This window comes from Rhizocola hellebori, assembly GCF_016862955.1.
In the GTDB taxonomy this organism is placed as follows: Bacteria; Actinomycetota; Actinomycetes; order Mycobacteriales; family Micromonosporaceae; genus Rhizocola; species Rhizocola hellebori.
Window position 1 is genome coordinate 112676 of sequence record NZ_BONY01000012.1, and the last position, 23337, is coordinate 136012.

A 23337-nucleotide genomic window follows, 5' to 3' on the forward strand; every position below is an offset into this window, starting at 1 on the left:
GGGCATGTCCTCGCCGAAGGGAAACGTCGTTTTCGTCCTGCTGCTGGTGCAGGCGGCAACGATCTTATTGGCCACCGTAGGCGAGCTGCTCTTCATGAGCGGCCTGTTCTTCTACGCGCTCGTGCCGCTCGCGCGGGCCGTCCTGCTGATCACTTTCGGCTCGCTCGCCCTGCGCGGCCACCGTGGCGCGCTCATCGGGCTGGTGGTGCTGGAAGCGTTGTCGTTGCTGGGGTTTGTGCTCAGTGTCGGGGTGGGCCTGCTGCCCACGCTTGACTTCACGCCCACCCTCACCGGGCTGTTCACCACCGGCTTCCTGCCCATAGTGGTGATCGTGTACTGCGCGCAGATGCTGACCAGGCCCAAATCCAAGACGGTGGGGGTGGCCGCATGAAGACCCTCTTGGTGGGGATAGCACCGGAGCACGCGGCGGCCTTCGTAGCCGGGTTGCTCGCTCTCGTGATCGTGCCACTTCTCAAGGGCGGATCCCGTTCCACAGTGGACAGATGGGCGGCCGCGCTGCTGGGCTATTCGGCCGCGGTGCACCTCTTCCTTCCGCTGGGTCACCGCGACGGCGCGCTCCTCACGGCCGGGATGCTCGCCAGCGGGATCCTCTTCGCGGCGCTGACCTGGCGGGCCCACCTCGGCCGGGGATGGCGCATCGGCACCGCGATCCTGGCACCGGTCACCGTTCTCGCCTACCTGATCAATGGCGAGGACGCGGACCAGGTCGGCATCCTCACCGCGCTACTGGAGCTGACCGCTTTCGGGCTCGCGGTCGCGACGACCCGCCGGGTGGGCCGGGTCTTCGGGGCGATCGGGACGATATTCGCCGTCTTCTTGGCGGGCGCGGTGATCTGGGTCGAGTCCTTCGTCGCGCACCAGGCCGGGTCGACCGATGCGCAATCCCCGTCGGTGGGGCACAGCCACGAAGGTCAGCATGAGCATCTGGCACGCGCTCAGGCCGGTGTCATCATGCGCCCACTGACCGGCGACCATCATGCGACGGCGGAACAGACGGCGGCCGCGATCGCCCTGGCGAACGCGACCAAGGCGGCGGTGGCTCGGTATAGCAAGCTTTCCGCGGCTTTGGCCGCTGGCTACAAGTACCCGCTCGGATCCCGGACGGGCATGGATGTGCACATGGAAAATCCGGAGTACAAAAAGGACGGTCGGGCGGTCGATCCGGAACGCCCTGAGATGCTCGTCTATGCGATCGACGGCGGCAAGGCCACCCTCCTCGGCGTGGTTTACGTGATGGAGAAGGCCGGCGAGCCCGGGGTGGCGCCGGGCGGCCCGATCACGCGATGGCACGCGCACAATCTATGCGTCTCGCTGCTTCCGCCCGGGATAGGAATCGTCACCCCGTATGGCGGTTGCCCCTCTTTCTCCGTAACGATCACGATCGCGGAGATGATGCACGTCTGGATCGTGGAGAACAAGGACGGCCCCTACGCCGAGGGCTTGGATAAGAAGTGGGTGAGCGACTACCACGCGGCGCACGGTATCGTCCTGTAAATGCGTGTCCCCCTCGTGTTGTTGGCCTGCTTGGCGCTTGCGGCGTGCTCCCCGGGCAAGGGGGAGCCGGTCGCGTTCCCATCGGCATCGTCGACCGCTTCGGTCTCGGCGTCACCAGCGCCCGCGCCGTCGCCTTCGCCCATGCCGCCGGCCACTAGCCGCCCTCCGGTCAAAGCCAACGGCACGGGCGTCTTCACCCGCACAGCGGCGGGCGGGACAGGGGTGTTCGGGACGGCCGGGAGCTTGAAGAAATACTGCGTTCAGGTCGAGGAGGCCATCGACTTCTCGCCCGACGAGTTCGCGTCGGTGATCGATGTGGTGCTGGCCGGGGACAAGAGCTGGATAGCCAGCAAGAAGTGGATGTTCCAGCGGGTGCCCAGCTGCGATGGCGCCAATCTGCGCATCAAACTTGCCATACCCAAGACGGTGGACCGGCTCTGCGCGCCGGTGGCGCAGACCGTGGGCAAGTTCTCCTGCCGCAACGGCAGCAACATTTACATCAACCTTGACCGCTGGACGCTGGGCGTGAAACATTTCCCCGACCTTGGCGTCTATCGGCAGATGGTGATCAACCATGAGGTGGGCCATTTCCTCGGCCACTCTCACGTGGCGTGCGGAGGCGCGGGCCAGCTGGCCCCGGTGATGCAGCGCCAGAGCGACACCTTGGACGGCTGTGTGCTCAACCCCTATCCGTACCCAGATGGGGTCCATTACCTCGGCTGAAATATCCTTTGACCTATGACCACGCCGCGTCCAGTCCTTGTCGTTGACTTCGGAGCGCAGTACGCGCAGCTGATCGCCCGCCGGGTACGCGAGGCGCGGGTCTACTCCGAAATCGTCCCGCATTCGATGCCCGTCGACGAGATGATGGCCCGCAACCCGGCCGCCATCATCCTTTCCGGCGGGCCGTCAAGCGTTTACGAGCCCGGAGCGCCGCAGGTCGATTCCAAGCTCTTCGACGCGGGAACGCCGGTCTTCGGGATCTGCTACGGCTTCCAGGCAATGGCCGCGGCGCTGGGCGGCACGGTGGCGCACACGGGTTCCCGCGAGTTCGGCGGCACCGCGCTGGCCACGGTGGCCCAGGGCGGTCTGCTCTTCGCCGGGCTGCCCGACGCGCAGAATGTGTGGATGAGCCACGGCGACTGTGTAACCGTTGCGCCGGCTGGATTCACGGTCACCGCTTCCTCGGCCGGGGCGCCGGTGGCCGCTTTCGAGCATGTCGCCCAGGGCTTCGCCGGGGTTCAGTTCCATCCCGAGGTGGCGCACACCCCCTACGGTCAGCGATTGCTGGAGCGCTTCCTCTACGACGTGGCCAAGATTGAGCCCACCTGGACCATGGGGAACATCATCGATGACCAGGTCGAGGCGATTCGCGCGCAGGTCGGGTCCGCGTCGGTGATCTGTGGCCTGTCCGGCGGGGTCGATTCCGCGGTCGCCGCCGCGCTCGTGCACAAGGCCGTGGGCGACCAGCTGACCTGTGTCTTTGTCGATCATGGGCTGCTTCGCGCCGGTGAGGCGGAACAGGTTGAGCGCGACTATGTCGCCGCCACCGGCATCAAGCTCAAGGTGGTGGAGTGCTCCGATCGCTTCCTTGGCGCGCTCGCGGGGGTGACCGATCCGGAGGAGAAGCGCAAGATAATCGGCCGCGAATTCATCCGCGTCTTTGAACAATCCGTGCCTTCCGACGTCCGATTCCTTGTGCAGGGAACGCTTTACCCGGACGTGGTGGAGTCCGGCGGCGGCACCGGCACCGCGAACATCAAGAGCCATCACAACGTTGGCGGGCTTCCGTCCGACATGCAATTCGAGCTTGTCGAACCGTTGCGCACTCTTTTCAAAGACGAAGTTCGCTCTCTTGGTACGGCGCTCGGCCTGCCCCCGGCGATGGTGTGGCGTCACCCGTTCCCGGGCCCGGGTCTGGCCATCCGCATCATCGGTGAGGTGAATCGAGCCAACCTTTCCATCCTGCGGGCCGCCGACCTCATCGCGCGGGAGGAGCTGACAGCGTCCGGGTTGGACGGTGAGGTCTGGCAGTTCCCCGTGGTGCTCCTGGCCGACGTGCGTTCGGTGGGGGTTCAGGGCGACGGGCGCACCTACGGTCATCCCATCGTGTTGCGCCCGGTGTCCAGCGAGGACGCGATGACCGCCGACTGGTCACGCCTTCCCTATGAGCTCATCGCCCGGATTTCGACCCGAATCACCAATGAGGTCAAGGATGTGAACCGGGTCGTCCTCGACGTGACGTCCAAACCCCCTGGCACTATTGAGTGGGAGTGAACGGCATTCATGAAATCGGACATCTTGCCCTGATCTTCCCGGTCGGGGAGAATGATGATCTGTGACCGCGATCGAGCCTGGAGAAGCACTGCGGCGCATCGCGGCGTACGCAGTGATCAACGACGAGTCGCAGCAGGTGCTGCTGGTCCGAGCTTCTCCCCTCTCGGCAACGCCGGGGGTGTGGTCGCTTCCGGGCGGTGCGGTGGCGCACGGGGAACATCCGAATGAGACCGTCGTGCGTGAGACGGCGGCCGAAACCGGTCTGAGCGTTGCCGTCACGGGCCTCAAAGACGTGCTGGCCGACATGCGCGCGCTGCCCAGGCGCGGCCTGACCATCCACACCGACCGCGTGATCTACACCGCGCGCGTGCGCGGCGGAGCGTTGCGGGATCGGGTCGATCAGCCCACCGATCTGGTGCGCTGGGTCGACCTGGCGCAGGCCCGCGGGCTTCCCCTGCGCCCTTTCACCGCGAAAGCGCTGGGGCTTCCCGCGGTCGCCGAGCAGACGCCCGACGAGGTTCCCGAGTTCCCCTCGTTTCACGCCGCGCCCGGGCCTGACGGGCTGCATCGCGCACAGCGTTTCGCCGCCTATGCGGTGGCGGTCGATGGCCGCCAGCGCATCCTGCTCACCCGGGTCGCGCCCAACTACCCGGGCGCCGGCCGGTGGCACCTACCCGGCGGGGGCACCGACTACGGCGAGCAGCCGGGGGCGGCGCTGATCCGTGAGCTGGTCGAAGAGACCGGTCAACGGGGCCGGTTGATCGAGCTGCTCGGCGTGGCGAGCCATCGCGACCCGGCCTCGCTGGGGCCTGAGGGCTATCCGATCGACTGGCACGGTGTGCGGGCGTTCTACCGGGTCAAGGTCGATCGCGCCACCCGGCCGAAGGTCCACGACCGGGGCGGCTCCACCTCCGAAGCACGCTGGGTATCCGCGCAGGAAGTGGCCTCTTTCGGTCCCGATGAGGTGACTGAGGTCACCGCCGAGGCGATCAGGGCTGCCTTCCCGTAGACCTGCTCGCCTAGCTAAGGGTCAGTAGCCTTGCAGTGTGGAGAAACGTCGCCGGATAGGCGCCTACGGTGTCGCACGGGATGAGACGGGCCGTGTGCTGCTTGTCCGGTCCTCGCCGAGATCGAACAATCCCGGTCGATGGGCTCTGCCCGGTGGCGGGCTCGATCACGGCGAAGATCCCAACGTGGGTGTGGTACGCGAGTTCCGCGAGGAGACCGGCCTGGAGGTGGCCATCGCCGGCCTGCACGACGTCTTCTCCGACGTCGTCGAGTTTCCGTGGCGCGGCGTCCAGCTGCACCACGATCGGATCATCTTCGATGTGAAGGTGGTCGGCGGCGAGCTGCTCGCCGAGACCGACGGCACCACCGATCTGCCCGCCTGGATAGCCGAGGCCGACCTGCCCAACCTGAATCTGAATCCCTTTGTGGCCAAGGTTTTGGGAGTGTCCAAAGCGGAGCTTGGCGATGACGAGCGCCCCGTCCGTCCAGATGAGAACAACGAGGTCGGCGTCAAAGGTCAGGCGCTGTCGGGCGAGAAGCGGGTCACCCGCTTCGGCGCCTACGGGGTGGTGACCGATGCGAGCGGCCGGGTCCTTCTCTCGCTTGTCTCGCAGGGTTACCCCAGCGGGGGCAACTGGCATCTGCCCGGCGGTGGCACCGATTTCGGCGAACAGCCCGCGGAGGGCCTGCTTCGCGAGATCTACGAGGAGACCGGCCAGTCGGGCGAGGTCACCGGGTTGATCCGGGTGGGCGCGAGACACAATCCGGCCGCGATGGGGCCTGAGGGGGAGCCGTGGGACTGGTACACGGTCCGGGCGGTGTTCCAGGTTCACATTCCCGAGCCATCCGAGCCACGGGTGACCGAGGAGGCCGGCGGCTCGACCGCCGACGCGCGATGGTTCACGCGCACCGAGCTGACCTCGATCAAGCTGAGTGACCTGGCCCGTCGTGAATTGCTTCACATCGATCTACCAGGCTAGTCGGGTAGACTGCGGAAGTCCGGTCAGTTTCCTCTTAATGAGTTATGCGCGTAGTGTCCGCTTCTTGGCTATCGCCAAGGCACATGTTCTTGTGCGATGGTGTAGCCGCAAGAGCCGGACGGTCCGCTGAGGCGGCGGAAAGGAACCGAACCGGTCATGGAGGGACGACACGTGCCGAGAGCCATTTGGCGTCGGCGTCGATCGACGGACAGCCCGCGACCCGCGGGACGGCAGTGGACTGGCCGGCTCCGGGCCGGCGGCACCAAGGCACGGCAGATGTTGCTGGTGCCGGTCGGGCGGCTTCGCCGCCCCAACCACGGTCTCGTCGACACGCCACATGCTCTTCCCGGTCTAGACGCCGCCGAGATGCGCGAAATCGAGGCGGCCGCGACCTCACCAGAGAGTTCGCCGGCCACGCCGAGCACCATCCCATTGCTTCCCGGCGAGCGCACCATGTCGCGCCGCATCAAGTTCGGCCTGGTCCAGGCGTGCACCTTGAGCAGCCTGTTCCTCGGCATGACCGCGATCTTCCTGGCCGTGACCGGCACCGACCCCCGGGTCGGCGCCCTGTGCCTGCTCGCCTGCATCACCTTCGACGGCCTCGACGGCGCCCTCGCCCGTAAGTTCGGCGTGGCCAGCCCGTTTGGTGTCCAGATGGACTCGCTGGGCGATATGACCTCGTTCGGCATCGCCGCTCCGGTGGTGATCTATTCGGCGCTCGCAGGCAAGGTGGCGACGCCGATGCTGGTCCTCGCCTGCGCCATGGTGGCGGCCTGTGCCGCCATCCGGTTGGCCCGCTTCAACGTGTCGCCGAAAGACGGCCGGTTCTTCTGCGGAGTGCCAACCACTATGGCCGCGACGGTGCTCGCCATCAGCGTGCTCATCGGCCTCTCCCTGCCGCCGGCCATGATGGTCGTCGGCGTGGTGCTGCTGGCCGTGGCGATGGTCTCCAGCTTCCCCTACGCGAAGCTGGCCAAGGTCTTCCGCCTGCCGCTGTGGCTGCTGATCGTCCCGGTGCTGGGCATCGTGGCAAACCTCCAGCTCACCTTCGGCCTCATCGTGCTGGCCTACCTGGTAAGCGGCCCAATCCTCTGGGCCCGCGCCAAAGCAACCCGCCAGCAGATCGCTGTGTAGCTGAGCGCGCGCTAAAGCTGAAGCAACGTGGGCAGGCCGCCTTAGGCGACCTGCCCACGGCTTTTTAGATCCAGCGGGCGATTACGGTGGAGCCGCCTACTACCTTGTCGCCGGGGGCGACGGTGGCTTCGGCGCGGTCGGCGGGGAGGTAGACGTCGGTTCGGGAGCCGAAGCGGATGAGCCCGAAGCGTTCGCCCTTGGCCAGCAGCGCGCCGATCGGGGCGCGTTGCACGATGCGCCGGGCGATCAGCCCGGTCCGCTGGGCGACCACGACGCGGTGATTCTCCGGGGTGTCCAGGACGGTGTAAGCGGCGACGTTGTGCTCGGCCGCGGCGGTCATCGCGTTGGCGTAACCGCCGTCCTCCACGAAGTAGTCGACGACCTTGCCGGCCACCGGCGACCGGTTGACGTGCACGTCCAGTACCGAAAGGAAGACCGCGATACGCAGGAACTCCTCGTCGGCGAAGCGCTCGTCGTGGAGCCTTTCGACGCTTAGCACCTTGCCGTCGCTGGCGGCGACCACGGCGCTCGGATCGGCCGGGATCTCCCGCTCGGGATCGCGGAAGAACGCGGCCACGGGCGCGGCGAGCAGGGCCGGTACCAGCCAAGCCCTAGATCTTGGGCGCACCAACTTGAGTAGAGCGGCTGCACCCAGGGTGATCCCGGCCGCGGCCACGCCGTTGGAGTCGATGTTCATGGTGCCGAACAGCGGCACGCTGGAGGGCCGGAACGCGGGGGAGAGCTTGGCCGCGGTGGCCGGGTCGGCCTCGGAGAAGCGCAGGCGGTGAATCCGCAGCGGGGGAGTATTGCGAAGCACCAGGTCCGAGCCGACGCCCTGGCGGGCGGCTATCCGGTCGAGTTCGTCGGTGGCGCCGCGGGCCAGACCGGGCAGCGCCACGGCCGCGATGACCAGCAGACCGCCCTCGGCGACCACCTTGCTCAACTGGTCGACCGTGCCCCGGGCCTCCTCGCCCGAGCCCACTACCGGCTCGGCGACGATGACTATCTCGGCCGGCTCAGCCTCGGACAGATCGGTGACGACCTTGACCCGCTCCCGGATGAAGCTGCCCATGGTGGCGACCTGAGTCGCGACCGCGTTATCGGCGGCGACCACGGTCAGCCGGTCGCCGGGCATCATGGCGTCGAGCGCCTCGGTGAGCACCAGCGAGTCGGCTCCCGCGCCGACCAGCACAGCCGACTTAGGACCGGCGTGCCGGGCCAGCTCCGCAGTAAGCGCGCGGGCGGCCCGGTCACCGATGCTGATCTGGCCTAGCGGACCAAGGGGCGTGTTGGAAAGCTGACTCATTCCGCCAGCATATGCCGCTAGGGTCTGGGGTTCTCGTCGACCTCAACCGGGTCTTGGACGGGTGGGATTTCCGTGGGGTTCTGCTTGCGGTGTGGGAACAGGGCCGTGATCGCGATGACCCCGCCGAGCACCACCACGCCCGCGGCCACCAGAAGGCCCATGTCGGGCAGCTTCACATCGAAGGCACGGTTGGCGAGAAACGCCACGGCGATGAGGACGAACAGCATTCCAAAGGCGAGGGACAGGGCGTCGGTGCGATGCGCTTTCATCTCGTTACCTCCGCGTGGCCGAACTTCACGTCCAGGTTCAGCCGCAGGGTGCCCCCACCTGGGCCGTCAGATCCTTCGTTGTTTTCGGTGCGGTCCACTCCGGCGCCGCTGATGTTGTAGCCGAAGACGGTGGCGTCGCCGAGGCTGACGTCGGTGTCCACCACTACATCCACCTTCTCCGGCAGGATGACCCGCAGCTCGCCGAAGCTGATGTCCGCTTGGACAACGACGTCGTGACCGGCGAAGTCGACGTTGCTCAGGTCCAGCGTCGCCTCGCCGAAGCGGTGCTCGTAGGAGTCGGAGATCTCTTGCGTGGTCAACGGCACCCAGCTGACCGTGCCCGGCCGTCCGAAGCGCTCCCGGTCGTGCTCGTCGGCCGCGATCGGCAACATGAGACTCAGGACGATGCCGAGGATGATGAAGCCTCTGGCCCGGCCGAACCAGGCGCCGACGATGAGACCCAAGCCGGTCACGATGAGGGCGGCTGTCACGTAGTTCTCGAAGGGCATCGAGGCGTCGTACATGAGGTCGGCGATCGCCATCAGGCCGATGACCACCAGACCAAGGCCAAAGATCAACCGGCCCAGCCGGGAGGGCTCACGCTTTGGTCTGGCCACCCTTATCTGGGGTACCTGGATAGGCGCGCTCGCATACGGCCCGTGCGGAGCGAACGGGGGCTGATATCCGCCCTGCACCACGGGAATGCTGGCCGTGGCCGCCTGGGATGCGCCCGGATCCGATGGTGGCCTAAGCGGATCAGGCGGAATCGAGACCGGTTGGCGGGTTCTGGGGTTGGTGGCGAGGGCGGCGATCACCAGCCCGACGGCGGCGATCAGCGCTACCACGAAGCTGTCGGTGAGCGCGCCCAACAGGATGACGGCGACGACCGCCAAGCCGAGGGTGAGCCCGGTCGAGGTGCTGGAGTAGCCGCGTCCGAAGAGGGCTTCGATCGGCGACGCGGTGTCGCCCTCAGCGGGGATGAGCAGCCAGCCCGCGACGTAGAGCACGATGCCGACGCCGAAGATCGAGAGCACGCCGATGAGGACCCGCCATATCAGCGGATCGGTGTTGGTGGCGCGGCCGATGGCGGCGCAGACTCCGGCGACGACCCGGCCGTGGCGCGGCCGGACGAGGCCGAACCGGGCGGCCCAGGGCTGGTCGGCTCCGGGCGCGGTGGCCGGCGGCGGGTCGACCGGAGGCGGCGGACCGGCCGGCGGCGGGTCGACCGGAGGCGGACCGGTCGGCGGCGGAGATGCCGGCGGCGGATAGGCCGGCGGATTGTTCGGCGGCGGTGCCGCGGCTGCCGGTGGGGGAGGTGTTTCCTCGGTCATGCCTTGATAGTGCTGCCGACATGAGCTGAGATACCTCAGGCGCGGACCCTGACCGGACCCTGAGAAAGCTAGTGGTGCCGGGTCCGGGGGTTACCTGTGGGCGCTCAAGCGCCTGAGGTGGAACGATCTACCTGTGCCTGAAACCGTGCCCCGCGCCCGCCTCAGCCGCTCCCGGGAGGATCGCCTGGTAGCCGGGGTGGCTGCGGGCATCGCCGCCAACGTGAGGCTGTCGCCCACGGTGGTTCGGGCCTTATTCGTCTTGCTTGTCCCGGTCAACGGGCTGGGTGTCCTTCTCTATGCCGCCTTCTGGGCGGTCATGCCGTCGGCGGAAGGTCAGCAGACCAAGCGCCGCGAGTGGTACCGGCTGCTGCCCTTCGTGCTGGCCGCGCTGGGCTTGATGGCGGCCGCGGGCTTATTCAATCGGGAAGATCCGTTCTCGATGACGGTCGGCTGGCTGGTGGCGCTCATCGCGATCGGCGCCGGGATCATCTGGCATCAGACCCAAAGCTCCACCACCGCACCGTGGTTCAGCGTGCTGACCGAGACCAAGAACCGCCGCACCTATCTGATCCGCTTCCTCGCCGGCGGGGTGCTGGTGGTGGCCGGGGTAATAGGCCTGTTGGTGGTCTACTCGCCGCTGAGCGGGGTCACCTGGTCGGAGTTGTGGCAGGCGCTGGCCTTCGCCCTGGTGGCCCTCGCCGGCGTCGGGCTGGTCGCCGCGCCGCTGTTGTGGCGCACCCTGGCCGCCCTGCGTTCCGAGCGCGAGGGACGCATCCGCGAACAGGAACGCGCTGAGCTGGCCGCGATGGTGCACGACCAGGTGCTGCACACGCTCGCGCTGATCCAGCGCAACGCCGCGGATCCGGCCACCGTGGTCAGAATTGCCCGTGGCCAGGAAAGATCGCTGCGTAACTGGCTCTATCAACCGACGGGCTCACCGAACGAGCATTTCGCTGCCGCTCTGGAGCAGGCGGCGGTCGAGGTCGAGGACACCTACGGGATCGCGGTGGAGGTGGTCGTCGTGGGCGATCGCGCCTTCGACGACAAGGTGGCCGCTCTGGTGGCCGCGGCACGCGAAGCAATGGTCAATGCGGCACGCCACGCGGGAGTCAAGACAATCTCGCTCTACGCTGAGGCCGAGCCGGGCCAGCTGAGCGTTTTCGTGCGAGACCGCGGCGCCGGTTTCGATCTGGACTCCCTTGACGGTGAACATCGCGAAAACCTGAGGCACGGCGTGAAGGGCTCGATCGTCGGCAGAATGACAAGGCACGGTGGCGAGGCCGAGATCCGCACGGCGCCGGGCGAAGGCACCGAGGTCCGGCTGATCCTGCCGGTGCCCCTGGTTAAAGAGGAGTCGGGTCGTGACTGAGCGATTGAAGGTCTTTCTGGTAGACGACCACGGCATGTTCCGGGCCGGGGTGCGGGCGGAGCTTGGCGATCACGTGGATGTGGTGGGTGAGGCGGCCACGGTCGCCCAGGCGATCTCGATGATCGCGGCAACCCAGCCCGACGTCGTGCTGCTGGACGTGCACATGCCCGATGGCGGGGGCCGGGCCGTGCTGGAGGGGATTCGTCGATCCCATCCCCAGGTGAAGTTCCTGGCATTGTCGGTCTCCGATGCCGCCGAGGACGTGATCGGCCTGATCCGGGCCGGTGCTCGGGGCTATGTCACCAAGACGATTTCGCCCGAGGATCTGGTCGACGCCATCCGCCGGGTCGCCGATGGGGATGCGGTCTTCTCGCCGCGCCTGGCCGGGTTCGTGCTCGACGCCTTTGCCGCCCGCCCGGAGAGCGCGCTGGCCGATCCCGAGCTTGACCAGCTCACCAATCGAGAGCGTGAGGTGCTTCGATTGCTGGCCAGAGGGTACGCGTACAAGGAGATCGCGCGGGAACTCTTCATTTCCATCAAGACCGTTGAGACACATGTGTCTAATGTGCTTCGCAAGCTTCAGATGTCCAATCGCTACGAATTGTCACGGTGGGCGGCCGACCGCAGGCTGCTCTGAAACGATTGTTTCTCAATCCCTGGGACATGATAACGAGGCGTCACTGTGCTATTTGATCAAAGCAGGTGGCCACCCAGGCAAAGTTGCACGTCATTGCGGTGTCTTTCCATAAAGCGATCCGTTTTGAGCGGTATCGGGGATGGCCCGGGTAAGTAACGGGTTGGTATCAGGCCCTTCCGGTGCGTGGCCAGGGGTGTAACAGTGTTGCCACCTCACACCCCCTCGTGAGCGCCTGAGGAGGCATTCGCATGCGCGGGAAATCCCCCATGAAGGTGGCGGTCGCCGCGACCGCCATCGCACTATTTGCGGCAGGTTGCCAAACGGATTCGACACCGGAAGCCCCCGCCGCGGGCGGCACCATCCGTGTCGGTAGCTCTGAGGCGGCTGGCTTGCTGCCTGGTTTCGACGACAGCCCATCAATCGTGGTTCTCCGGACCATTTACGCGGGTCTGGTGGAGAACGACAACAACGATGGCAAGGTTGTCAACCAGATCGCCCAGTCGATCACGTCCGACGACAACAAGACCTGGACGGTCAAGCTCAAGAACAACTACAAGTTCCACAACGGCGAGGCGGTCAACGCCGACTCGTTCATCAACGGGTGGAACTACGTGGCATACGGCCCGAACGCGCAGCCGAACGCGCCGTTCTTCGGAAGCATCGTGGGTTGGAGTGACCTGCAGTCGGAAGACCCGGATGGTGAGGAAGGCCCGCAGAAGGCTCCCGAGCCCAAGGCCAAGACGATGTCCGGTCTTAAGAAGATCGACGACTTCAGCTTCACGGTGACCCTGGCCGAGCCGTTCGTCGGCTGGCCGGCGACTGTGGGCTACTCAGGCTTCTTCCCGTGGGCGAAGGCTTGCCTCGCGGACACCAAGGGCTGCAACGAGACCCCGATCGGTAACGGCCCCTACAAGATTGAGGGATCGTGGCGTCACAACGTCGGCGTGACCGTCGTTCGTAACCCCGACTGGGCCGGCGCTTCGAAGGGCAAGCCCGACAAGATCGAGTTCAAGATCTACGACAAGATCGACACCGGTTACGCTGACTTCGAGGCCGGCGAGCTCGACATCTGGGATGGCGTGCCGCCTGCGAAGTACAAGGAAGCCAAGGGCAAGTACGGCGAGCGGATGTTCGAGAACCCGAGCAACACGTTCACCTACGTCGGTCTGCCGCTTTACAACGACAACTTCAAGGAAGTCAAGGTCCGTCAGGCGCTGTCGCTGGCGATCGACCGTCAGGCCATCATTGACGCGGTGTTCGACGGCCGCTTCAGTGCCGCTCAGGGTGTCATCAGCCCGAACTTCGAGGGTTACCGCCCGGGCGCCTGCGCCAACTGCAAGTACGACGCTGCCAAGGCGAAGGCTCTGCTGGCCGAGGCCGGCGGATGGAAGGGCGGCAAGATCGTCCTGTGGGCCAACGCTGGTGCCGGTCACGACAAGTGGCTCCAGGCTGTTGGTGACGGCTGGAAGCGCGACCTCGGAATCGACTACGAGCTCAAGGTCGACCTGCAGTTCCCGCAGTACCTGGCGACGGGTGACGCGAAGAAGTTCACTGGTCCGTTCCGCCTCGGCTGGGGCCCGGACTACGCCTTCCTCGAGACCTACATCACCCCGCTTTACAGCACCACCGGTTCGTCGAACAGCAGCGGTTACTCCAACCCTGAGCTCGACAAGCTGATCAAGGATGCTGCGGCGGCCAAGTCGATCGCCGACGGCATCAAGTTCTACCAGCAGGCTGAGGACCTCGTGGTGCGGGACATCCCGGTCATCCCGATGTGGTTCGGCCGGACCGCGAACGTCCGTAGCGAGAACGTGAAGGACTACGTGTACAACAAGATCCACGGCACCGTGTACACCGAGATCACGCTCAAGGACCCCAACGCTGTTAAGTAGTTAAAAGCTTGGGTATCCCGAACAGATAGATCTGATCCGCCTAATCGCGGGGCGATGGCGGCCATCCCGACCGGAGGCCGCCATCGCCCCGATGGCTCCGAAAGGAGGACCAGATGGGTCGCTACATCGTGAGACGGTTGTTGCAATTCATCCCTACGGTCCTGGGAACTCTGTTCCTGCTGCACTACCTGACCACAGTGGGCATTCAGCTCACAGGCAACCCGATTCGGGCGCTGTTCGGCGACAAGAGGCCGGCGCCTGAGACGCTGGCCGCGTTGACTTCCAGGCTGCATCTCGACGATCCCTGCCTCAAGCAGAAGGGCAACCCGTGCTTGGGGTTGTTCCGGGAGCGGCTGGTCGACATCGGGCAGTTGGACTTCGGGACGAACTTCCGCTTCAGGCCGGTCTTCGACTGGCGCGGATTCTTCGATCGGGCGCACGCCAGCATCATCACCGACGCGCTGCCGTACACAATCAAGATTACGATCATCGCCTTCACCATCGAGGCCCTGGTTGGCGTCTTCATCGGTATGCGTGCGGGAATGAAGCCCGGCAAGAGCCTCGACTACTCCGTGAAGATCTCGACCGTGATGGTCATCTCTGTCCCGGTGTTCGTGCTCGGTATTCTCATTCAGCAGTTCATCACCCGGGACTTCGGCAACTTCCTGCGCGGGCAGGAATGGATTCCGGAGGTGATCTCAAGAGGCGTTTTCGGCTCCGCATACAAGCAGGAGTTCCCCTTCGCTAGCTTGATAATCCCGGGCATTGTGCTGGGCATGCTTTCGCTGGCGACCACGGCTCGGTTGACTCGCACCAGCGTCCACGAAAACATGCGGGCAGACTACGTGCGCACGGCGAAGGCAAAAGGCTTGACGCACAAGCGAGTGATAGGTGTGCACACCCTTCGCAACTCGCTGATTCCGGTGGCGACCAACCTGGGTCTGTCCATTGGCGGCTACATGACCGGCGCCATCATCACCGAGACCATCTTCAACGTGCCCGGTGTGGGAAACCAGACTGCGCGAGCCATTTTCCAAGGCGAGCCGGCTGTCCTCATTGGAATCACGACCATGCTTGTGCTGGTGTATCTGGTCGCCAACCTGTTGGTAGACCTGCTTTACGCCGTGCTTGACCCTAGGATCCGCTATGAGTGACCCCGTTACCACGGCTACTTCGGACAACCCGGCGGTTATCCCGGTTCAGGCCGGACCTGGGGTCAACCCACAGGGCCCGACCCAGGAGCGTGCGGCCAGCCTTTGGTCAGACGCGCGGCGCGAGCTGATTCGCAACCCCATCTTCCTCGCTTCGGTGAGCTTCATCCTCATCGTGTCGTCGATGGCGATCCTTCCGTCCATGTGGACCAGCAAGAATCCGCGGGACTGCGACATCAAGTTCGCCAAGCTGAGCCCGAGCGCCGAGCATTGGTTCGGCACCAACGTGCTGGGTTGCGACTACTACTCGCACGCCATCTATGGTGCTAGGCCATCGCTGTCGATCGCACTCATCGCGACCACTGGCGTCACCCTGATCGGTGTGGTGCTAGGCATGCTGGCCGGATTCTTCGGCGGCTGGGTAGACACCCTCATCTCTCGCATCATTGACATGATCTACTCGCTGCCCTTCCTGCTGGGTGCGCTGGTCATCCTTGGCGTGCTTCGCCAGAGCGATCTGCTGCACAGCGACCAGTGGTGGCCTCCCGTGCTCGTGGTGGCCATCGTTCTGATCATCCTGGGCTGGGTGGGTGTCGCGCGCATCATGCGCGGAAGCGTGCTGTCGGCCAAGAACCTCGACTACGTCCTCGCGGCGAAGTCACTGGGCGCCTCCAACAGCAGACTCATGTTCCGGCACATCCTGCCCAACGCCATCGCACCGGTGGTCGTGGTCGCGACCATCTCCCTCGGCGGGTACATCGGGGCGGAGGCCACGCTGACCTTCCTCGGCGCCGGTCTGCAACCGCCGGCGGTGTCCTGGGGCACGATGATCGCGGGAAACATCGACTACTTCAACGAGTACAAGTACCTGGTGCTGATCCCGTGTGGCCTGCTGGTTCCCACCGTTCTGTCCTTCATCCTGGCCGGCGACGCCCTGCGCGACGCCCTCGACCCGAAGCTGAGGTGAGCTGAGATGAGCGACGTATCGGTGGACATGAGCCCGAGTCTGGCCGGCGTGAAGATGACCGCTCCGCTTTTGGAAGTGGAGGAGCTGAAGGTCGAGTTCCGCACCAGGGCCGGCATCGCGAAGGCCATCAACGGTGTCTCGTTCGAGGTCAACTCGGGCGAAACCCTTGCCATTCTTGGTGAGTCGGGTTGCGGGAAGTCGGTGACGGCGCAAGCCATCATGGGCATCCTCGACACCCCGCCCGGATACATCACCGGTGGCCAGATCCGGTACCGCGGAGTGGATCTGCTGAAGCGCACCGACGAGGAGCGGCGGCTGGTCCGCGCCAACAAGATCGCGATGATCTTCCAGGATGCGTTGTCGGCTCTCAACCCGGTGTTCACGGTGGGCTTCCAGCTCGCCGAGCTTTTCCGCAAGCACCGCGGGATGAGCCGGGCAGACGGCAAGAAGCGCGCTGTCGAGCTGCTGGATCTGGTGAAGATCCCGGCCGCGCGGCAGCGGGTCAGCGACTTCCCGCACCAGTTCTCGGGCGGCATGAGGCAGCGCGTGATGATCGCGATGTCGCTGGCGCTCGACCCGGAGCTGCTGATCGCCGACGAGCCGACCACCGCGCTGGACGTGACGGTGCAGGCCCAGATCATGAGCCTGCTCGCGGAGCTTCAGCGGGAAAGGCAGATGGGCATGATCCTGATTACCCACGACATGGGTGTGGTGGCCGACGTGGCCGACCGCATCAACATCATGTATGCGGGCCGGATCGTGGAGAAGGCGCCGGTGTACGACATCTATGCGAAGCCGTCGCATCCGTACACCAAGGCATTGCTCGAATCCATCCCCCGGGTCGACCTGAAGGGCCAGCAGCTCAACGTGATTCGCGGGTTGCCACCGAACCTGACCCGGATCCCCGCCGGTTGCGCCTTCAACCCGCGCTGCCGTTATGTGCGCGACGCTTGCAAGGTGGATCCGATTCCGCCGTTGTACGAAATCAAGCCGGGCATCAGCAGCGCCTGTCACTTCTGGAAGGAGGTGCGGGGCGATGACTGACGTGGTTCTGGAGACCAGAGATCTGGTCAAGTACTTCCCGCTCACCCGCGGCATTCTGCTCAAGAAAAAAATCGGCGACGTCAAAGCCGTGGATGGCATCAACATCCAGCTGGCGCGCGGGGAAACCCTTGGCGTGGTTGGTGAGTCCGGTTGCGGCAAGTCCACTCTCGCCAAGTTGCTGGTGGGTTTGGAGAAGCCGACCAGTGGTTCGATCGTGGTCCGGGGCAAGGACATCAGCAAGCTGAGCGGTGAGGCGACGCGCAAGGCTCGGCGCAACATCCAGCTGGTGATGCAGGATCCCTACACCTCGCTGAACCCGAGAATGACCGTCGGCGACATCGTGGCCGAGCCGTTCCAGATCCATCCCGACGTGGCCCCCAAAGGCGCGATCCGGGGCCGGGTACAGGAGCTGATCGACCTCGTAGGCCTGAACCCCGATCACATCAACCGGTACCCCCACCAGTTCTCCGGTGGGCAGCGGCAACGGATCGGCATTGCGCGGGCGCTGGCGCTCAAGCCGGAGATCATTCTGTGCGACGAGCCGGTTTCCGCGCTGGACGTGTCCATCCAGGCCCAGGTGATGAACCTGCTGGACGAGCTGCAGCGCGAGCTGGGGCTGTCGTACATCTTCATCGCCCACGACCTGTCGGTGGTGCGCCACATCGCCGACCGGGTGGCCGTGATGTATCTCGGCAAGATCGTCGAGATCGGGTCGGACATCCAGATCTATGAGCAGCCGACTCACCCCTACACACAGGCGCTGCTTTCGGCGGTGCCGGTTCCCGACCCGACTCTGCGCGGGCATCGCGACCAGATCGTGTTGCAGGGCGATGTTCCTTCACCGGCCAACCCGCCATCGGGTTGCCGTTTCCGCACCCGCTGTTGGAAGGCGCAGGAGATCTGCGCCACCCAGGAGCCGTTGCTTGAGATCAGGCAGAAGTCGGCGCATCCCAGCGCATGCCATTTCGCTGAGGTACGCGACGTCATTCACGCCACTCAATAAAGACGCCCGTGTGGCGGGTGGCCGGTCGGGTGAGCCTCCGGCTGTGCTACCCGCCACCCGGGTCCCTGATAGCGTGATCCGTTAATGAATAGGGTGCAGTTCGGCGTTCTGGGCCCGCTCTCGGTGTATCGCGGCGGAGTGCTCCACGATTCTCTTGCGCCCAAGCTCCAGCGCCTGCTGGCTCTGCTGCTGTGCGATCCCGGCGCGCCGGTTCACCCCGAGGCGATCGCCGAAGCGCTCTGGGAGGGCAATCCACCGCCGTCGGCCCGAAAAACGGTTCAGATCTATGCGCATCGGCTGCGCAGGATCGTTGGCGCACAACGCCTTCGGCGCGGTCCCGGCGGTTATGTGCTGGAGGTCGGGCCGGAGGAGCTCGACGCGCTGCTCTTCGTTCAGCTGGCCGAGCAGGCGAAAGCGGCCCAGCTGGCCGGCGATCTGGCGACGGCGGAAGCGCTTTTCGGCGAGGCACTCGTGCTGTGGCGTGGTGAGCAAGCCTTCGCCGATGTGTGTGATCTGCCGGCGGTGAGCGCGGAGCGCTCACGCCTGGAGGAGCTGCGTCTCAACGCGATCGAAGGCCGGGAAGCGATCGGCCTCGAGCTGGGCCACCATCGGGAACGCACGGCGGAGCTGGCCGCGATCGTCGGCCGTTACCCCTATCGAGAAGGCTTGCGCGCGCAGCTGATGCTCGCGCTTTACCGCTCGGGCAGGCAGGCCGAAGCGCTTGAGGTCTACCGCCAGGGGCGGCAGCTGCTCGCCGACGAGCTCGGCATCGACCCCGACCCGCAGCTGCAGCGGCTACATCAGCAGATGCTGCGCAACGATCCCCTGCTGGATGCCCCGAGCGCACAGCCCACGGGAGGCGGGCGCCGCTTTCTTCCACACGGCCCGGCGGATTTTGTGGGCCGGCAAGACTATCTGCGATGGCTGGATGCGAAGTCCGCCAACGCGACGCCTGTCCTCGTGACGGCGATCGCCGGCATCGGTGGCGTTGGCAAGACGGCGCTGGCCTTGCATTGGGCCCACCGGGAACACGGCCGGTTCCCCGACGGCCAGCTCTATGTCAACCTTCGTGGCTATGATCCGGGGCCGCCCATGCGTGTCATGGATGCGCTCGGCCATCTGCTGCGGTGCTTGGGCCTGTCGCCCCAAGACCTTCCGGTCACGCTGGACGACACGGTCGCGCGCTATCGCGCTGTCCTGGCGGACAAACGCGTGCTTGTCGTGTTGGACAATGCCAATACCGCCGAACAGGTGCGGCCCTTGCTGCCCTCGTCGCCGGGAAGCCTGGCGCTCATCACCAGCCGGGACAAGCTGTCGGGCTTGATCGCCCGCGAGGGCGCGGTAAGGCTGACGCTTGACCTCATGTCACCCGAGGAATCCCGAGAGCTGTTGCGCCGCATCGTGGGTGACGCGCGCATCGACGAGGACGCGGCGGCGGCCGATCGGCTGCTGGTGCTTTGCGGAGGTCTGCCGCTGGCGCTGCGCATCGCCGCCGCACAGCTCACCGACCGTCCCGACCTTCGGCTCGCCGACTATGTGGCCAAGCTGACCCGCGAGGGGCCGGTGACCGGGCTTGCTCTGGAGGGCGATGAAACCTATGCGGTAAGGGCGATTCTCGACGGGTCCTACGAAGCGCTGCCAATCGAAGCGCAGCGCGTCTTCCGCTTGTTCGCGGCCGCGCCCGGCTCCGACCTGAGCGCCGAATCGATTGCCGCGCTTACGCAGCGGGCCGTGTCCGAGGTACTGACCACATTGGACATTCTTACCGGTGCGCATCTGGTCTATGCCGAGGCGGGCCGGTACTCGCTGCACGATCTCGTTCGCGAATACGTGGAGCTGCGCGCTCGCCAGGACCCGCAGGAGGTCGATGCCGCTTGGCGAAGTCTTGCTGGGTACCAGATGAGAGCCAGCAAATTGGCGTTGTCCTTCATGGTCGGGGGCAAGCCGTATGAGCCCGAGCCCGGTCTTACGCCCCAGATTACGAGCGCCGGAAGTGCGGTTGCCTGGCTGGAGGCAGAGCAGGGCAACCTTTCGGCGTCGGTGGTGGCCGCCACGGCAGCCGGGGACAGGGAGCTGATGCGGGAAGTCGCCCAGCCGTTGTGGCGATACTTCTTCTTCGCGGGCCGCGTCGGCGACTGGGCGGCGACGTTCGAGAGCGCCCTTGAAGCGGCGCAACACCTCGGGGAGCGTCACCCGATCCGGGTGGACATCCTGAGCCTCCTCGGCAGCGCCTACGCGGTCGGGGGCCGGCACGACCTGGCGGTCGCCGTGCTGACCGACTGTGTGGAAGCCCGCCAGGCCTTGGGCGATCGGGACGGTGAGACCAAAGCGCGCATCAACCTGGCTATCTCCTATGAACGGCAAGGGCTTTATCCCGAAGCGATGGTGCAGATGGAGAGCGCGCTGGCCAGTTGCCAGCACAGCGAGGACCGCACGCTGGAGATGCTTCTGCTCGGGGGAAACATGCCGGTGGCGCTGAACAAGATGGGCGAGCACGCCCGGGCCCGGGATTGCCTCCTGAAGGGCGTCGCCCTCGCCGACCAGGTCGGGTCGGAGTTTGAGATCCTGCGCGCGAAACAGAATCTGGGGGACACCTACGTGCTGCTGGGTCAGCCGGAAGTGGCGCTGCCCCTGCTGCAAGAGTCGATGGAACTCGCCCAAAAGATCGGTAACGCTCGCACCGTCGCCATCGCGATGGCGACGATAGCTGATGCGCTGCGCGGGCTGGGAGACTTCAAGGCGGCGGTCGAGATGGCCGAGCGGGCCTACGACAGCATCCGGGTGATGGGGCATCAGACCACCGAGTGCGAGCTGCTGAATGCCCTGGCCTGCAATCAGCTGGCGGCTGGACAGATCGAGGAAGCGAGGCGTTCCTACGAAACAGCCCAGGAGCTGGCCGTCGCGACCGGCTCAGCGCACGAACGGGCTCGCGCGTTGGTGGGGCTGGCCAGGCTGACCGGTGCCAGCGACCCTGAAACCGCCAAGGAGCACCTCACCGAGGCGCTGCCGCTGCTGGCCGCCTCCCCCAAGGAAGCGGAGGAGGCGCGGCGGTTGCTGGCCGCGCTGACCGATCATCGCTCAGCCAGCTGACCCGGTTTCCTTGCGCTACAGCGGCCCACGGCCCGCGCGCAGGATCAGCAGGGCCAGCTGGGTCCCGTCCGGGCCGAGCTGAGCACGGAAACGATCCATGATTTCGCGCTCGCGGCTGAGAACCAGCCGAGTGCCGCCGGAGGCGACCCGGGTCTTGCCAACCTGCTGGGAAATCGCCGCGCGCTCCTGCCAGAGCTGGATCAGTAAGGCGTCTATCTCGTCTATGCGCTCACGCATTCCGCTGATCGCTGTTGACGCCTCTGGTGCCTCGGTGCCGGTGTCGCTGCTCTTCTCGGCTGCCATTGTGCTCATCGCTTTCTTCTCCTTGGCCAATTGTGGCTCCTGCGTGCCCGGGAGAAGGCGAAAGCCCCGGGCTCTTTGGGAGCCCGGGGCTTTCTAGGTCTATGTGCTCAGGCGCGACCTATGGCTGCCGGACTTCCGGGGCCATAAAAATAAAAGCGCACGCGCTGGGTCACGGGAGCAAGTATGCCCCACGGGACAGGCACAATCAACCAGCCTTCGTAATCCGGTTTGCCGGGCCTGGCGCTACAGGCGCGCCAGCGCCGAGGTGGGCCACCAGCGCGTCGACATCGAAGCCCGGTGCGGTGACGCGATCCGTGCCCGCGGTCAGTGTGGTGAAGCCGTCACCGCCGTTGGCCAGGAAGTCGTTCGTGGTTACCCGGTAGCTCGCGGCCGGATCGATCGCCACCCCGCTGATCTGGATCGAGGTGATGCGGTCGCCCAATGCCCTGGTCGTGTCGTAGGTGTAGCGCAGCTGGTCGGAAATCTGCAGGATGCGCGTCACCGTTTGACCCGCCTGGCCCGCGAACTGCTGCTCAAGAACCGCCTTGAGCTGTGCTCCGGTGAAGGTCTGGGTGACCACCAGGTTGTTGAACGGCTGAACGGTGAAGCACTCGCCATAGGTGACATCTCCGGCAGGCTCGCCGCCAGGGGAGGCGCCGTAGCTGAGCGCGGCCCGGATCCCGCCCGGGTTCATCAGCGCCAGCTGAGCGCCGGCTCCGGTGGTGTAGGCGAACTGGGCATCGGCGATGACATCGCCCAGCGGGCTCTCGCCCGCCGCGTTGTTGTCCCGCGGGATGTCGGCAGTGATCTTGCCGACTACGCGGTTGGCGATCGGCGCGACCGCGGTGCGGTACTTGTCCGCGATGACCTTGGCGGCCGGGTCGATCAGCGCCGGGTTGCGCAGGAAGTTGCCGGCCGCGTCCCGGGCCCAGGTGCCGTCGGGGTTGCGGATGCCGTTTTCCACGATCACGTTGTGCGCCTCGACCGCGGAGAACCGGCCGTTGCGCTTGTCCAGCGTGAACGAGATGTCGGTGACCAGCGTGCCGTTGCTGCCCGCGCTGGTGACCGCCACCGGCACGCCGGCCGCGTTGGGCAGCGAGCACGAGTAGAAGCGGTGCGTGTGACCGGAGACGACCACGCCGAACTCGGGGCGCAGCCCGGCCACGATGTCCTTGATCGCCCCGGTGAAGCCCGAGCAGCTCGACGGCTGGCCGGCGCTGTCCTGCAGCCCACCCTCGTGGATGAGCAGCACCTGTGCCTTGATGCCGAACAGGCTCAGCAGCTTCGACCACTTGTTGGCGGTCTCGATCTCGTCAAGGAACTCGATGTTGCTGATCCCGGGCGCTCCCGGGTTGATGATGCTGCGGGTGCCCTCGAGGGTCATGCCGATGAAACCGACCGGAACCCCTTGGATCAACCGCACCGACACCGGCAGCAGGACGGGAAGCTGCGTCCTTTTATCGACGACATTTGCCGACAGGTACGTGTAATCCGCCCCCGCGAATCCGTCGCCGTCAGCGCATCCGTCGACCGGGTGGCAGCCCCCGAACTGCAGCCGCCGCAACTCCGGCAGGCCTTCGTCGAACTCGTGGTTGCCCACCGAGGTGATTTCGAGGCCCAGCGAGCTGAGCAACTCGACCGACGGCTCATCGTGGAAAGCCGCGCTGACCAGCGGGGTAGCGCCGACCATGTCCCCGGCGCCCACGGTGAGCACTTTCTGGCCGGCCGCTTCGCCTTCAGCGCGAAGCCTTTTCACCCAGGTGGACAGGAACTCGACACCGCCGGCCGGGGTGGTGCCGACCAGGCCGCCACTTCCGGTGGGTGGATCGATCGCCCCGTGGAAGTCGTTGAAGGACAGCAGGTTTCCCTGTGCTTGGTGAGCTTGGGGAACATCGGTCAACTGGAAGGAGACCGGGCTCAGAGGGTTCCATGAATCCGCTGGTGCTGCCTGGTTTGAGCGGGCCAACGGGATGGCCGCTATGACAGCTATCGCGAGCGCCGGCACCGCCAACGGGCGAAGCCGCCGCGCTAAAGGATAGAGGGACATGGACCCCATCCTGT

20 protein-coding genes are annotated in these 23337 nt (G+C 65.8%); 15 read left to right on the top strand and 5 right to left on the bottom strand.

What is annotated here, in order from left to right:
• Window positions 1-4 precede the first annotated feature (4 nt).
• The 7 genes from Rhe02_RS12190 (at window position 5) to Rhe02_RS12220 (ending at window position 6914) form a co-directional block, all read left to right on the top strand.
• Window positions 5-391 carry a hypothetical protein gene (locus Rhe02_RS12190; protein WP_203908266.1) on the top strand — a complete coding sequence of 129 codons (387 nt, stop codon included), beginning with the start codon at window positions 5-7 and terminating at the stop codon, window positions 389-391.
• Complete coding sequence (locus Rhe02_RS12195; protein WP_203908267.1) at window positions 388-1515, top strand: hypothetical protein; 1128 nt, start codon at window positions 388-390, stop codon at window positions 1513-1515. Before Rhe02_RS12190 ends, Rhe02_RS12195 begins: the two co-directional genes overlap by 4 nt.
• A complete protein-coding gene (locus tag Rhe02_RS12200; RefSeq protein ID WP_203908268.1) occupies window positions 1516-2238 on the top strand; it encodes a DUF3152 domain-containing protein in 723 nt (240 codons plus the stop codon).
• A gap of 15 nt (window positions 2239-2253) precedes the next feature.
• Window positions 2254-3792 carry a glutamine-hydrolyzing GMP synthase gene (gene guaA / locus Rhe02_RS12205; RefSeq protein WP_203908269.1) on the top strand — a complete coding sequence of 513 codons (1539 nt, stop codon included), beginning with the start codon at window positions 2254-2256 and terminating at the stop codon, window positions 3790-3792.
• 61 nt (window positions 3793-3853) lie between these two features.
• Complete coding sequence (locus Rhe02_RS12210) at window positions 3854-4801, top strand: NUDIX hydrolase (protein ID WP_203908270.1); 948 nt, start codon at window positions 3854-3856, stop codon at window positions 4799-4801.
• A gap of 37 nt (window positions 4802-4838) precedes the next feature.
• Window positions 4839-5780, top strand: coding sequence for an NUDIX hydrolase (locus tag Rhe02_RS12215; protein WP_203908271.1), 942 nt, complete (start codon window positions 4839-4841; stop codon window positions 5778-5780).
• Between the two features lie 276 nt (window positions 5781-6056).
• Entirely contained in the window at window positions 6057-6914 is an 858-nt protein-coding gene (locus Rhe02_RS12220; protein ID WP_239123698.1) for a CDP-alcohol phosphatidyltransferase family protein, read from the top strand.
• Window positions 6915-6978: 64 nt separating this feature from the next.
• On the opposite strand, the gene Rhe02_RS12225 is transcribed toward Rhe02_RS12220, so the two are convergent.
• Genes Rhe02_RS12225 through Rhe02_RS12235 form a run of 3 tightly spaced genes read right to left on the bottom strand, consistent with a single transcriptional unit; the run spans window position 6979 to window position 9820 of the window.
• The gene (locus tag Rhe02_RS12225) at window positions 6979-8220 is read right to left on the bottom strand and encodes a phosphatidylserine decarboxylase (RefSeq protein ID WP_203908273.1); all 1242 of its coding nucleotides are present in this window, start codon (window positions 8218-8220) and stop codon (window positions 6979-6981) included.
• Window positions 8221-8237: 17 nt separating this feature from the next.
• A complete protein-coding gene (locus tag Rhe02_RS12230; protein ID WP_203908274.1) occupies window positions 8238-8489 on the bottom strand; it encodes a hypothetical protein in 252 nt (83 codons plus the stop codon).
• The gene (locus Rhe02_RS12235; RefSeq protein WP_203908275.1) at window positions 8486-9820 is read right to left on the bottom strand and encodes a PspC domain-containing protein; all 1335 of its coding nucleotides are present in this window, start codon (window positions 9818-9820) and stop codon (window positions 8486-8488) included. The genes Rhe02_RS12230 and Rhe02_RS12235 overlap by 4 nt, the downstream gene beginning before the upstream one ends.
• 133 nt (window positions 9821-9953) lie before the next feature.
• Between Rhe02_RS12235 and Rhe02_RS12240 the strand changes: the two genes are divergently transcribed.
• From Rhe02_RS12240 to Rhe02_RS12275, 8 genes are all read left to right on the top strand, one after another.
• Window positions 9954-11189 (top strand): ATP-binding protein, encoded by a 1236-nt coding sequence (locus Rhe02_RS12240; RefSeq protein WP_203908276.1) that lies wholly within the window; start codon window positions 9954-9956, stop codon window positions 11187-11189.
• Complete coding sequence (locus Rhe02_RS12245; protein ID WP_203908277.1) at window positions 11182-11826, top strand: response regulator; 645 nt, start codon at window positions 11182-11184, stop codon at window positions 11824-11826. Before Rhe02_RS12240 ends, Rhe02_RS12245 begins: the two co-directional genes overlap by 8 nt.
• Window positions 11827-12074: 248 nt before the next feature.
• A complete protein-coding gene (locus tag Rhe02_RS12250; protein WP_203908278.1) occupies window positions 12075-13718 on the top strand; it encodes a peptide ABC transporter substrate-binding protein in 1644 nt (547 codons plus the stop codon).
• A 113-nt stretch (window positions 13719-13831) separates the two neighbouring features.
• Complete coding sequence (locus tag Rhe02_RS12255) at window positions 13832-14872, top strand: ABC transporter permease (RefSeq protein WP_203908279.1); 1041 nt, start codon at window positions 13832-13834, stop codon at window positions 14870-14872.
• Window positions 14865-15836 (top strand): ABC transporter permease, encoded by a 972-nt coding sequence (locus Rhe02_RS12260; RefSeq protein WP_203908280.1) that lies wholly within the window; start codon window positions 14865-14867, stop codon window positions 15834-15836. Before Rhe02_RS12255 ends, Rhe02_RS12260 begins: the two co-directional genes overlap by 8 nt.
• Window positions 15837-15842: 6 nt before the next feature.
• Window positions 15843-16880 carry an ABC transporter ATP-binding protein gene (locus Rhe02_RS12265; RefSeq protein WP_203908281.1) on the top strand — a complete coding sequence of 346 codons (1038 nt, stop codon included), beginning with the start codon at window positions 15843-15845 and terminating at the stop codon, window positions 16878-16880.
• Window positions 16873-17883 (top strand): ABC transporter ATP-binding protein, encoded by a 1011-nt coding sequence (locus tag Rhe02_RS12270; RefSeq protein WP_203908282.1) that lies wholly within the window; start codon window positions 16873-16875, stop codon window positions 17881-17883. The genes Rhe02_RS12265 and Rhe02_RS12270 overlap by 8 nt, the downstream gene beginning before the upstream one ends.
• An 84-nt stretch (window positions 17884-17967) precedes the next feature.
• Entirely contained in the window at window positions 17968-20973 is a 3006-nt protein-coding gene (locus Rhe02_RS12275; RefSeq protein WP_203908283.1) for an AfsR/SARP family transcriptional regulator, read from the top strand.
• 15 nt (window positions 20974-20988) lie between these two features.
• On the opposite strand, the gene Rhe02_RS12280 is transcribed toward Rhe02_RS12275, so the two are convergent.
• Both Rhe02_RS12280 and Rhe02_RS12285 read right to left on the bottom strand, forming a co-directional pair.
• Complete coding sequence (locus Rhe02_RS12280; RefSeq protein WP_203908284.1) at window positions 20989-21285, bottom strand: chorismate mutase; 297 nt, start codon at window positions 21283-21285, stop codon at window positions 20989-20991.
• Between the two features lie 196 nt (window positions 21286-21481).
• Window positions 21482-23323, bottom strand: a complete 1842-nt coding sequence (locus Rhe02_RS12285) for a bifunctional metallophosphatase/5'-nucleotidase (RefSeq protein ID WP_203908285.1) — start codon at window positions 23321-23323, stop codon at window positions 21482-21484.
• Window positions 23324-23337 lie beyond the last annotated feature (14 nt).